The organism is Apibacter sp., from assembly GCF_025291155.1.
In the GTDB taxonomy this organism is placed as follows: Bacteria; Bacteroidota; Bacteroidia; order Flavobacteriales; family Weeksellaceae; genus Apibacter.
In genome coordinates, this window is record NZ_JAMBJZ010000055.1 from 1 (window position 1) to 14,243 (window position 14,243).

General features: G+C 29.1%; 4 protein-coding genes. All 4 read right to left on the reverse strand.

Annotated elements, in window-relative coordinates:
- Positions 1 to 555 (reverse strand): hypothetical protein (locus M3Z80_RS06405; protein ID WP_293918638.1); only part of this gene is annotated, 555 nt, incomplete at its 3' end.
- Between the two features lie 86 nt (positions 556 to 641).
- A complete protein-coding gene (locus M3Z80_RS06410) occupies positions 642 to 2,036 on the reverse strand; it encodes a DHA2 family efflux MFS transporter permease subunit (protein WP_293918640.1) in 1,395 nt (464 codons plus the stop codon).
- A 213-nt stretch (positions 2,037 to 2,249) separates the two neighbouring features.
- The gene (locus M3Z80_RS06415; RefSeq protein WP_293918642.1) at positions 2,250 to 10,613 is read right to left on the reverse strand and encodes a CARDB domain-containing protein; all 8,364 of its coding nucleotides are present in this window, start codon (positions 10,611 to 10,613) and stop codon (positions 2,250 to 2,252) included.
- A gap of 10 nt (positions 10,614 to 10,623) precedes the next feature.
- The coding region (locus tag M3Z80_RS06420; protein ID WP_293918644.1) for a leucine-rich repeat domain-containing protein at positions 10,624 to 14,243 on the reverse strand (3,620 nt) is incomplete at its 5' end.

Below are 14,243 nucleotides of genomic sequence, written 5' to 3' on the forward strand. Positions count from 1 at the left end.
TTTTTTATCTTTTAGATCATCAACTCCTAAACGTGTAAAAGCTGTTTGAGGATATTTACCGGGAAATTCTTTAGGTGTTAATATAACTTCATCATCATTTATGCGACAATTTCTAATATTGCCTTTATCATTACTACATACCATTAATTTAATATTCGTATTAAATTCATTATAAGCATTATCTTTTTCTTTCAAATATATAAATGAGGCCTTTAATTGGTCAGAAATTATATTCCCATCTTCAATTTTAATATTAGTTAATTTTTCAACTTTACGATGCAAGTCTCCCCCCTTTCTACTATTAAAATCAAGCTTAATAAATTCGCTTATTCCTTGAGCATAAGTTTTACCATCGAGGTTTAAAATTTTAATAAAATAATTTTTAGTATCGTTTTTAAAATGAAAAATAGTATTTATTTTTTTTACACTATCTCCCACTTTTTCATCTACAAATGATGGATCAATTCGTAACCCTCCCTTTGAATAAATTGTTTTTTTTTGTGCTGTAATTAAAAGGGGTATGCATAACACTATACTTAAAAATATATGTTTCATAAAAATAGTTTGTTTATACAAAAATAAACAAATTATAAACTTATTTTATTTTTAAATATCAATTATTGAATTAACTTTAAATGTATTTAACTAGTTTTTTTCATTCCTGACATTTCCGCACCATCTCCGGATTTTAGATATCTAAATGTAAATGAAGAAGCTACGGTTATTACTCCTAATATTAACAAGGTTGCTTTAAAGCTTGAACTGATATCCTCAAAAATATTAGATAAATTAAATCCTCGCAAGATTATTGAACTAAGGGATATCCCAAAACTTATAGAAAGTTGTTGCGTAACTGAAAGTATTGTATTTCCTCCACTTGCATTATGAGACGTTAAATCTGCTAATGAAACACTATTCATAGATGTCATCTGAATAGAATTAAAAAAACCGTAAATTATAAGAATTGGAATAAAAAAAAGTAAAGATGTACTTTTTTCAGGCAAAGAAAACAAGGAAATAGAGATTCCTAAAATTATCGTATTTGAAATCAATAAATTTCTGTATCCAAATTTTTTAACAAAAGGTATTACCCATGATTTGGCTACAATTGTCGAAATTGCCGAAAATATTAATAACATTCCCGAAACTGTAGGTGATTTTGCGAAACCTACCTGCAACATCAATGGAAGCATTAATGGAACACCGCCAATACCTAAACGTGTAATTAGATTTCCTATAATGCCTATCCTTAGAGTTCTTATTTTAAATAAATTTAGGTCAATAATCGGATTATTAATTTTTTTTGAATAAATACTATAAATAAACAAAAAAGATAAACCTAATACTAATAAAATAAGAACATTTATTATACTAGTCATCCCCTCTCCCGCAAATTCTAAACTTAAAGAAACTAATACCAGTCCTAAACTGAATAAAAGAAATCCTATAAAATCAAATTTTCCGCTCTTTTTTTTATAATTGGGAACAGCTTTACAAGCTACGATTATACCAAAAATACCTATGGGAATATTGATCAAAAAAATCCAGTGCCAGCTCGCAATTTCTACTAACCAACCTCCTAATGTAGGGCCTATAACCGGTCCAATTAAGCCGGGAATAGTTATAAAATTAATAACTCTTAACAGCTGATATTTAGGATATGAATAAATCAAGGTTAATCTTGACACGGGAACCATCATTGCCCCTCCTACGGCTTGTATAATTCTCATAAAAACTAACATCTTTAATGACACTGATAGTACGCATAAAAATGAACCTGTAGTAAAAATTGCAACTGCGAGTATAAAGATATTTTTAGTTCCAAATTTATCTGACAACCAACCACTTAAAGGAATTAATAAGGCAAGAGTTAATACATAAGCTATTAAAACGGATTGCATATCAAGTGGTGATTTATGTAAATCATTTGCGATTGACGGTAAAGCGGTATTCAAAATAGTTGAATCGAGAAATTGCATAAATATGGCCATAGCCGCTACCCATGGTAACAATTTTGATATTTTCCCTTCTATCATCTTTAGATATAATAAATATTATTTTTAAATAAATTTAATTATTTAAAATACAAATTTTGTACTTGAATTTAAATCTATAAAATATTATTTATTTTAAGGATAAAGATAATTTTTTAAAGACAAAAAATTTTATTTATACTATACATTAATTTAAAATATAATCATAAAAAAAGCCCTTTCTAAATTAGAAAGGGCTTTTTAAAATTAATTTATTTAATCTACTAATATTTTAATTTTAAATGATTTTTTTGAATTATGTAAGATTACATAGTAAATACCACTTTGAACAGGGCTTATATTCACTTCTTTGTGAAAATCATCAGTAACTTTTACTTTCTCTTCATTATAAATTATTTTTCCTGACTGATCATATATAGATAATGTATATATACCCTTGTTCCCTTTCATAAATAATTTGAAATTTCCCTTATTAGGTACAGGTGATATTCTCAAAACTTTAGATTGATCATTTTCAATATCATCTACGGCTAATGCATCATCTATTTTTACATTTATTGAAACAGATTTTTCACATAGCGTTGGTGTCTGATATTCTAATGTTATAATTTGGTCTCCTTTTTCAATCCATTGAATGCTAACTTCATTTGTATTGTTATTAACTATTATTCCTCCTGTAACTGACCATTTGTATTCATTCATACCCTTAGTTGCAACATACGTATTTATAGAATTCACCAAAGATGATAAAGGACCTGAAATTTCTGATTGATAATAGTAAATTTCTCCTAATTGATTTGTTACTATACCATTTCCTTGTAATCCACTTATTTTTTTATGTAAATAACTTAGATCTATTCCTATTACAATATCTCCATTGTTTTTAAGACTTTCAACATTTGATATAGTAAATTCTCTATCGGAAATAGAACTAATTTTCAAATCATGAGTTGATAGTTTTACTCCTCCGGCTTTAACAATTAAAGCATCTGAAGTAAATTCCGACTTATCTATATCCTCTGTGAAAATTACATTTAAACTTTCGATTTCTGAACAAGATTGTGATTTTTTTGTTATCTCAATAAAGTTAGCTCCTAATTGTGTTCCATCAATATAGGTTTCTAATGTAACCGGATTACTAGCATTTTCTAGATAATCATAAACTATAGCCTTAAAAGTATTTTTACCTTTATAGTTTCCTATCGGTATTTCTATTACCCCATGAGCATCTTTATTTATTTTTTGTATTAAAGTTTCTCCCATAGGGGTGCTTACATAAATTGCTACAATTCTTTTATCCTCAATTGTTTCTAATAATAATTTAACATCATCACCGGAAGTTATATGGTCTGTAGATGATATTCCTCTATCAGGAGTAATATGCATATTAATAACTCCTAAAGGTTTATCGAAGTTTACTTGCCAATTTTTACTCGCAGTTCCATTACCATAATTTCCATGTTCATCTATAAAATTGGATTGATCCACTATTAATTTATAGGATCCCTCTTGCTGAGTATAAATTCCTAAACCAGATATTAAATAATGTAAAGCGTCTTGTTTTAATACTTCAAATTCTACATTTTGTATTGTTGAGCCTTTATATAATTTAATCCATTCAGAGTTAAATTCTGTGGCTAAAGGTTTATTAACAGTTACAAGTACATCTGTTACATTTTGCGTATGAACGGATCCCTGATACTTAAGCTCAAATTGATCTATCTCAGGATTAATTTTATCTACCTTCCAAGTATATTTTTGAATAACTAATCCTTTCGATCCATCTTCTGATATCATGTCCGGTAAATTTATTGCTAATTCATAGCTTCCATTTTCCTTATTATATTCTTCCAATCCACTGATAGAATATTTTAATCCACCTGCCACATTCGTAATGGTAATATCCCTTACTTTTCCATTTAATGTAATTTTATCTTGAGTAAAATCTTTAGGCAATACTTTCTTATTGAATATAACTTCAATGCTATTTAATGGTTGACATTTATTTTGATCGGAAGTAATTTGCATAATTCCTAACTCATTAATAACCTGTGTCCATGAAACGGATTTTCCTTCATTTCCACTATTGCCATTAATATCTCTTATACCATCACATTGTACAGTTAACTCATAATATCCGGAAGATTGAGTTAAAGGTTTTAAATCCACTACATATACAGAGTCGTTAATAGCTCCAATCTTTACATTATTATTATTTAATGAAATTGTAGCTCCTTGATAAATCAATTTTAAATTCTTATAAGTAAATGTTTCTTTTTGAATAGATTTATTAAAATTGACTTGTACGTATTCTACCGGTTGAGTAGTTGTATTTTCCGGTACATTTGTAAATGATACTACTTTTGGTAAATTAGTCTCTATTGGACTATAATAAAGTGTATAACTAGAATTACCAGATACTTTATCCACAAAATGAAGTTTATTTTCATATTTAGGATCTTTACCGTCTCTTAGAGTTACAAATGTCTGCCAAAAGTTTTCAACAGGCATTTCTATTTTATCTGAATTACGTACGACTTTTACTAATTTATATAAATTTTTACCCGGATCATCTGTATTTCCGTAATTCCATCCCATGAATAATGGATTGAATGATAGTTGTGTAGTAAGTTGTTTAGGTGAAATATCATTACTAACAGTGATGGACGATGCTTGAGACACTTCTTCACTTTCCCCATTAGAATAATAAATCATATCCGGTGTATCATTTAAATCCGGAATATCATTAACTAAAAAGTCAGCAATATCATCATGTCCTTCACCGTAAGCTTTCACACTCTTAATCAATTCATGAATTTTATATTCTTTTATTAGACTAAGATCTTTGTTTCCATAACTATTTAAATGTTTTACCTTAATATCATATTTTACAAAATGACCTAATAAGGAGCTGGTAAACCACCATTGTCCAACCATTGATTTTTGCGGTGCAATATTTCCAAATTCTATATCTAATAAGCCTAATTGTTTAGGATTATTATTCATAGCACTTCCTATCATTTCAAAATCAATTAATAGTCCTTTTTTATTCTCAATAATTTCTGGCTGCATTGATTGTACTTTAACATTTTTAGCAATGCCATATCCTTCGTTTTTAATAAGTAAAGACATTTCAGCAGGCACCATAGGCTCTACCTTTTCTGTTAAAGGATCATCTCCTATAATGTCTCGTTGCATAAAGTAATGCAATACTAAATCGGGGCTCGGATTTACTTCTAAAGTTACCGGAAATAATTTTACATTTACTTTTTCACCTATTTCAGGATCAAAATAAGAAAGAGTTCCACCAAATGAGTAGGATTTTGATAGGGTTGGAGCAGCATCTTTGGTAGGGATATAAATTACTGTTCCCACTCCGCTAGAATTAGGTTTTACTATTCCTACACCGCTTAAAAAGTCATCTTTATTGATCTGGAATAAATGAGTACTATCATTACCCTCTTCGTCTGTAATAACTAAATCTAAATTAATATCTTTTATTTCTTTAGAGGTGCTATTATTTATATCTAAAGTTCCTTCAAAAGCTTCCCTTGTCATTGTCATTTTTTGAGAAAAGCGTACGGAAACTGTGGCACAAACGGAAGAGCTTTTTTCATTCATTTCTTTTCGTTCCGCATATATAAATTCTAGGTCATCTTGATACATCTTTTCTGCAGATTGATAGCCTCTATCAGTGACATACTTATTAACATCCTCAATCTCTTTTTTGTAATGATTTAAACTATCCTTACTTATGATATTAGGAAACTCTTTATTAGGAGATAAAACTCCCATATTCCATGCCTCTACCGATGAATTCCATCTTTCAAAAAAATTATCTATGTAAGTCTCATTATATGCGGTGTTTTTTAAATTTTGTTTAATATTTATTCTTTCATTTAAACTAAATTTTTTATCATTATCCAAAAATTCTGCAACTTCATTTAGTAATAGATAAAAATCATCATTATCATCCCAATTTTCATCATTAAATATCATTGTATTTCTTTTATCCTGAGCTTTATCAGCTTTATCAATAGCAGTAAAATCATCTGCAATTAATAAAAATTTATTTAATTTATCTAAATCATCATCATAAGAACTTCTTTTTTGAGAATTTTTCTCTTTTAAATAGTCTATCAAACTACCAACACATGAATATATAGTAGTTGCTGTACTTATAACACAATTTGATGGCAATTTAATAAGTTTTTTAAGATAAGAATGTCCACATCCAACTACTGCACTAGCTAATTCTACATAATCACTTGTAGTCATAAGTGATATAGCACAAGTTCCTATCTCTTTCACAGTACTTGCCGCAGGATGACAAGTAAATATAGTATTAAGAATTCCTATTACACATGACCAATCACAAGCATCTGGTATATTTATTACTATAGGAGTGATACTACTTGGCGTATTGATATTCCCCTCGATTTGTTCTAACGAAGGTCTAATATTATGATCGTCAATATTTATAATTGGAGAATTAATATCATAATCACAATCTCCAACAACTATAAAATTTCCAGAAGCAGCAATCTCACCCAATGATGGACCACATGGAAAAAGGGCCATCACATCAAACAATGCAAAACAAGGAAAAATTGATCTCGATTCCGGAATTTTTTCAATTAAAACAGGAATAATAACTGAGGTTTTGGCCTGTATAACATCTAATCGATCAATTAATGGCGTAAATGAATACCCATTGATTTGCCTTATGGATATTTTAGCGTCTAAAGCATTAATTAATCCATGGTTAGTGATAGTTACATAACTTATCTTACTTTGTCCTATTTCCAAATCAATTACTGATTTATCTATATCAACAATGAGAACAGGTTTCGGAACATTAGTTTCAAATTTTACATCTAAATCAGTCTGATATTGATCTTCTATTTCTGTAGGTTTTACTACCCATTGGTACGAAACTGCCTGATATGCTAAAAACACAGTTTGTTTATTGTTTTTCCCGGGCTCTACTTCAAAATTATTTTGGTAAGAATCATGTTTATGAGCTGATACAGTAACTTTATACCATCCTTCTGGAATATTCTCCGCAGAAAACACTCCATTGTTATCCGTCTCACCTTCTGCAACCACTACACCTGTATAAGGATGTCTCACCACTACTTTAGCTCCTTGTACATGAGGTGCTTTTTCCGTATTATAGGTATATTCATCTACTACATCTATTTGTAGTGTTCCTTTATCTTCAGATACTGTTTCAATTTTAAATGGAATACTAACACCGGTTCCGTTAGATAAATTCACTGATAAATTACCTGTTAAAGGAACATTAATTTGCTGTTTTTCAGTAGGCTTTAATTCTAACACTACTGTTAAAGTATCAGTTGATCCTAATTGATCTATTTTTTGAGGAGATTTTAATTTTAACCATTCTAATTTCGGAATATCAATTTTTATATTTTTAGCATTCGTTGAACCTATATTTATAATCTTTAGTTCATATAACCTTGATTTGCCTTTTACCATGGTTGTGGCAATACTAACCGGATCTGCAATTAATTTTGCTTGTTCAGTATGGCAATAATACCAGGACGTAAATGGCGTTTTTACTCCTTCCTCAGAGATAAATTCTGCTTTTATTTCAGAATATTCTCGTATCGATGAAGGGCCTTTAGGTATAATACTATATTTTATAGTTCCTTCCTGACCTGCTTTTAAATTTATCGACTGAGTCTTAACTGTAAAATCGGTTTCAGATGGTAATTTTATATTTACGTTAGTCAAATTGGTATGGGTATTGTTTTTCAACTTAAACTCACCTTGCCATTCAGTTCCTTCAGTAACTTCCCATTTTAAAAAGTCTAATGGCTTGTTGATCCATTCTACCCCAAGTAAATCAAATTCGTCTTGAGACTTAAATTTAGCACCCGGATATCCCGAAGAAATTTCATAATGACCGTTTTCTCCTTGAAGTGGAACAAAATCATATGCAAAATTTCCTAATGAATTAGTCGTTATTGCAAAAGTTCTAATAAAATTACCATTATTTATTATAATATCTACTGGCTTATTGGCTGCTAAACTTCCATTTAAGTGTTTAGCTAAACCTTCCATATGAATTACTTCACCCGGTTTATATACATTTTTATCTACTTTAATTTCTGCTGTATAACTTGGCAATAGTTCGATTTCTTTATGAAATTGATTATTTATATAACTCAATTCTTCTGTATTTTTATCAGAATTAAGAACTATAATTAAATTAAAGGTACCGGCTTTATATGGAAATTGTATTGAATGCTTGAAATCTAAACTTTTTCCCGGTTTAACTTCTTCATTAAGGGTAGTAACATCAAAAGGTTTTAAATTATTTATAGAAGTATTGGTTGATAAATAATATTCTATTTTCATTCCTTTAGGAAGTGTAGCAAATCCCTGATTTTTAAGTTGCGATACCACTTCCGTTAAAGCTCCTCCTTCTGTTTTTGAAGGTATTGTTATAGAAGTAATGATTGCATCCGGCTTATTTTGATCGGTAACTAATAGCCAGCCGAAACCGGAACTATATTTATCTGCTTCTGCTTGTATTCTTATAGTTTGATCTCCCTTTTTGTTAGGATCTATAATAGTGTTAAATTCGACTTCAACGGATTTCTGACCCGGGAAAATTTCAGCAGTTTTCGGAATGTCAACAATCGTTGGCGAATCGGTAGATAAATTAACAAGCAATGAATTATTTATATCTTCACTTCTTACCGTATTGCGAGAAATTACAATCTTTCCTGCTTTTTGTATTCCTGCTTTAACGGTAGAAGGGCTTGCTTTAACCAATAAAGCTAAACCGTCATTATCTAAGATCGTAACTTTAGATTGATATTCGGTATTTGCTATTCCACTTGACCCTCCACTACATCCACAATTAGGAAAAAGCAAAGAAGCCGTAATGGTAACTTCCCTAGTTCCCTCAACGATTGAGTTATCTACTGCTCCTATGAAAAATTTTTGTTGTGTTTGTCCCTCTACAAAAACTATTTTGGAAGGAAGTAATAATGCATCTGCTAAATCTGCTTTTAGTAAAAGTGTTACATTACTTTTAAAATTATCTAATCTACGTATTACGGCTGATGTAGCATAGCTCCCATCTCCTTCGGAAATAGTTGAAGGAGATATAGTAAATTCAAAAGTGGGAATATTGGCTTTATTTAGTTTTATACCAATATTTTCTTGTTTATAGCCAACAGCACGTGCAATGATTTTGGCATTGACTTCTATTTCAGGAATTTGTGAATTAATATATTCAGCTTCAAATGAAATGTGAGTTTTTCCTGCTTTTAAAACAATTTCTTCAGGAATTTTTAATCGTTTGGAATAATCGGTTTCTAAACTGATTTTTATATCTTGTGATGAGGCTTGAATTAAATCTATGTTAATCAAAGTTTTTTCGCCTGAATTTAATTGGTCTTTAGTAGCACTTATATTAAAATAGGGTATTTCGTCATCGATAATCGTTATTTCTACATAATTTTTGGGATACTCATTACCTGAAATTTCTATTTTAACTGCTCTATTTCCATCATATAAAGTGTTGTCTATAGCATTAGCATAAAAAGCCACGGAGGATTCTCCCTTTTTTATAATCGCATATGAGGGTAGATTTAACTGTCCGTCCAAAGAACTGTTAATTAAGAATTTTTGTTCGCTAGAGTTATCACCACTTCTGCTAAGTATAAATTTTATCTTTTCATTTGAATTTTCTTTAATTTCTTTTTTATCTGCTTCAATAAACAATTTTTTATTAACTACATAACTATGGGCTGAAAGAGATATATTATTATCTCTATCTGATTCGGGTTCTTTTACGGCAGGTTCCGGTATTACCTTCACTTCTAATTTACAAGATCCATCAAAACCTAATATTTTAGGCAATATAAATTCACCTTGTCTATTACTATTTTCCCCAACGTTTAGATTGTTTTCATAAAAAACATTACCTAACAAGTATTTTTGTCCGGTTTTTTCTGAAATTAGGCTTATTTGCTCTGTCCAACCTCCCGAAGCAATATTTTTTCCAATATTTTTTACCTTCCAACTAACTGTAATTTTTTCATTCGGAATTAATTCACTTGCTTGAGTTGAAACTTCCGATACTAGCAAATCGGGTGAAGAATCTTTATTTATAATCAGTTTTCCGCCCTTATGCCCTGAACCTATATCTTTAATATCGGTTGAACTAACAATTGCATTTTTTATATTAATATCATACCATTGTCCTTCCTTATAACTTACTGGTATTTCTATCGGAATTTCAACTAATGGTCCATTATTCGCCTTAAATGTTTTATTTGAATAAGAAAAAATCATAAAATGATAGTTCCCCTCCTTATCAATATTAACAAAGAGAGCATGGTCATCACCTTTACGTTCTTGATTGAGAACGCTTTCTTTTTCATAAACAATTAACCCTTTAGGTAGAATTAAGGTAAATTCAACTCCTATTACCGGTTCTTTATTAGTAAGTTCAACTTTAATTTTGTTTTTTTCTCCTATTCCGGCTTTTAAATCAGGAATAGAGAGACTATTCTGCGCTTGTGTAATGTGAACGAAGAATATAAGAAAAAATATAACTAACGTCTTAATTCTCATATTTTGTGTTTTAATTTAATATTATTATCTTATTTTTATATTTTTGTATTTTTTTATCGAATCTTATATCTAATACATATAAGTAAATTCCCGGTTTAAGATTTTCTCTAAACAAAGTATATTCACAATTTCCTTTAGTGCCCGGAAGATCTTTTATAATTCTTACTATTTGACCATTAAGATCATATATGATCATTTGAACCTCTCTAGCATTTTCTTGTAAATTATATTTTATCATGGTTTTATCCTGAAAAGGATTAGGAACATTAATAACTTGCTTTGATCCTTCTTCTATTTCAATATCTCCTATTCCTAATGTTTTATCAATTACCTGAAATTCAATTTTATTTGCATTTCCATTAGATAAAATTCCTGAATGTATTTTTGTACCTGATGAAATTTTAGCTATAGGATGCTTTCCTACAGCCAATCCTTCTTTTAGACTAAATCCAAGTATACTTATTTCACCGTTGGCTTTTGATGTTTTTACGGTAAAATCATTATTAAGTAATATGTCGATTTTATTAACATTGGATATATTTCGAAGTCTCACATCAAATGAATTAACTGTTTGGTCTAGATTTTCTATATATAAAATATTATTTTCAATACTTAATCGATTAAGTGGCTGAGCGGTATAATTTCTGTTTAATTCATTATTTGATTCTTCTAATGAATTATTTTGAATTTGATTTACTAATAATAAAACATCCAATATATTTATGGTGTTATCTTTATTAATGTCAGAAGCTCCATAATTGAAAAAATGAGGTTTTTTCAATTGTATATAATTTATCATTGTTTGGACATCCAATATATTAATAGCTCCATCTAAATTAGAATCCCCTTCTTTATAGTTTAATAAATATTTTATGTTTGTGTTTTTTGAAGTTCCTGAAATTTGTTTTAAATTAATTGTTTGGTTATTAGGAATATTCCAGTGCGATATCAAATCCATTAATTTTATCCCATCTTCCGGTATGGTTATATACTTACTAAAATCACCAATAGTTATTGAATAGGTTTGATTAATAAATTTTTGGGAAGGATGATCGTATCTATTTATAGATTTATCTTGGATTACAGATTGAACTGTTAAAGGTAAATTTCCTGAATCTATATTTTGACGATCTAAAATTACCTTAACATGGGTTGGAAACATTTCTTCTATATCAAAAATCTGATTGGAAGAGAAATTAATTGATTTTAATTTAGGTAAACTTGCAATTTCTTTTGGAATAGCTCCTCTTAAATTATTATCTGAAAGATTTATTTCTATAATATGTCCTTCATTATGCGTAATTCCCTTCCATGATTGTGTATGAAGGTTATTAGAACTTATATCCCATTTTTCCTTCCATTGTTCACCATTTGTTTTATTATAAAGTTTTATTAATGCCTGATATTCCTGGTCTTCTACTGGTACATTAGACTGTCTTAATACACCTTTATATCTAATATGTGTACCTTGTGCACTTCCATTTGATTGCCATATCGCTATGGATGCATCAACAGGTATTTCTGATATGTTTATATCTGAGAAAGTTAAATAATCATCTATAGCTCTGCTCATGGCTACATTCATGTTATTTACTTGTAGATAAAAAGTGTTTTCAGCATTGAAATTAGATTTTATATTATCATACTGATTAATTCTGTTTAATTTTATCGTAATTTTATCATCTTTTAATTCTAAATATTCATCTTTAATTATTTCTTGATTTCTTATATCTAGATATGGAAAGGTTAATAAATTATCTACATCTGTAAAATAATTATTAGATAAATCAAGTTCATTGATTTCCGTAAATGTATTTAACAAACTGGCCGGTATAATCCCAGATAAATTATTATTTGATAAAATTATTTTTTTTATTTGTTTAATTTCAGATAAAGAAACCGGTATATTACCCTCCAGCTTATTACCGAATACATTTAAGGTATTTAATTGTTTTAAATTTCCTATAGATATTGGTAATTCTCCTTCAATAGCATTAGAATTCAAGTTTAATGTCTCAAGATATTGTAATCCAGAAATTTCTTCCGGTATTGTTCCCATTAAATTGTTATTTGATAACATAATAGATATGATATGTCCGTCTCTAATACCTACGCCGTACCAATTTTCTAAGTGAAGATTATTTTGAGTTATGTTCCATTTATGTGTCCATAAATTACCTAAAGTAGAGGCATAAAACTTTTTCAAAATTTCAAATTCTTTTGCATCCACTTGCCTACCGAAAGTTAATTTATCATAATAAATATTGGTACCTTTTGCATATCCCTCCAATTGTTCAACCCTTATCTTATCTCCATATTTCACCCCCCAGGTAGCTATGTCCTTAATTTGGATCATTCCATTTTTAGAGTAGACAGATCCTTTTTTTACTCCGTTGAGATATATATTATATAAGTATACTTCATTAAGATAAGATTTTCCGTCTTTTATTCCGAAGGTACACATATCAGGAAGTTTAATAATTAACTCATTAGTTCCTGTTTCCAATTCAGGGATCGAAATAGTTTGATTATTAAAATCTAGATTAATAATAGAAAATTGTTCTTTGATCAGAGAGGCGGGTATATCTTTTATCTTATTACCGTCAGCTTCTAATCTTGTTAGACTTATCATATTGCCTATCGTGGAAGGTAACTGATCTATTGAATTATATCTTACCTCTAAATATTTTAACTTTTGTAATTCTCCCCAACTCTCAGGTAGTGCTCCCTGTATATTATTTCCGTATAAGTATAAGGTTTCTAAATTCTTTAGTTTGGATATAACGTTCCAATCCGTTCCACTTAAATCTTTTTTTATATAATATGATGATAAGTTTAAATATTTTAAATACTCTAGATTTTTTATGCTTTCTGGGAGTTTTCCCTTTACATAATAAAAATAATATAAATTCAATCCGGTTACATGACCATTTTCTACTGTTACCCCGCTCCACGATTCTTCATGCAAATTATTTTCTGTGATACTCCACTTTTTCCAACCATTAGATGTTCCCCAATTTGCGCCGTTCATCTGATTGTATATATCTACTAATGCTTGGTATTCTTGCTCAGGTACTTTGGGTAATTCGATTTCTATTTTTGTAAATCGAAGACTATTGTTACCCATATACGTATTATTTTGAGAATACCATTGTTGATATAAATAAAGATCATCCCCTTTTTTTATCGTCGATAAATAACTTTTAGGTAAGATAACTACTCCTTTGTCTGAAACTGTAAGAGCTTCTCCTACCTGCGACCCTTTTAAGTATACCTGTATTTTTGTTTTTTGACTAAAGTCATTTTTACTTCTGTTGTACAAAAATATGGGAGGTAAACTTATTTCAACGTCTTCTCCTTTATATTGTAATAATGGCAAGCTCACGGTCTGATTTCTTAAATCATAGTATGCCACATCATAAGGAAGCAAACCTTCTATTTCTGATATTTGATTATAATCTAAATATATATTTTTTAAGCTTTTTATTTCTTCAAGCTCTTTAGGTACTTTTTGTATATTATTGTAAGATAAATACATATATTCTAGCTTGGTTTTAGCAATAGATTTGGGTATTTCTTTTATTTGATTATTATTTGCTTCTAATCTTGTTAAACTTATCATATTACCTA

Bases quoted from the DNA above. Each gene is read 5' to 3' on its own strand.
- M3Z80_RS06410 (WP_293918640.1), bottom strand. From the start codon at position 2,036: ATGATAGAAGGGAAAATATCAAAATTGTTACCATGGGTAGCGGCTATG.
- M3Z80_RS06415 (WP_293918642.1), bottom strand. From the start codon at position 10,613: ATGAGAATTAAGACGTTAGTTATATTTTTTCTTATATTCTTCGTTCAC.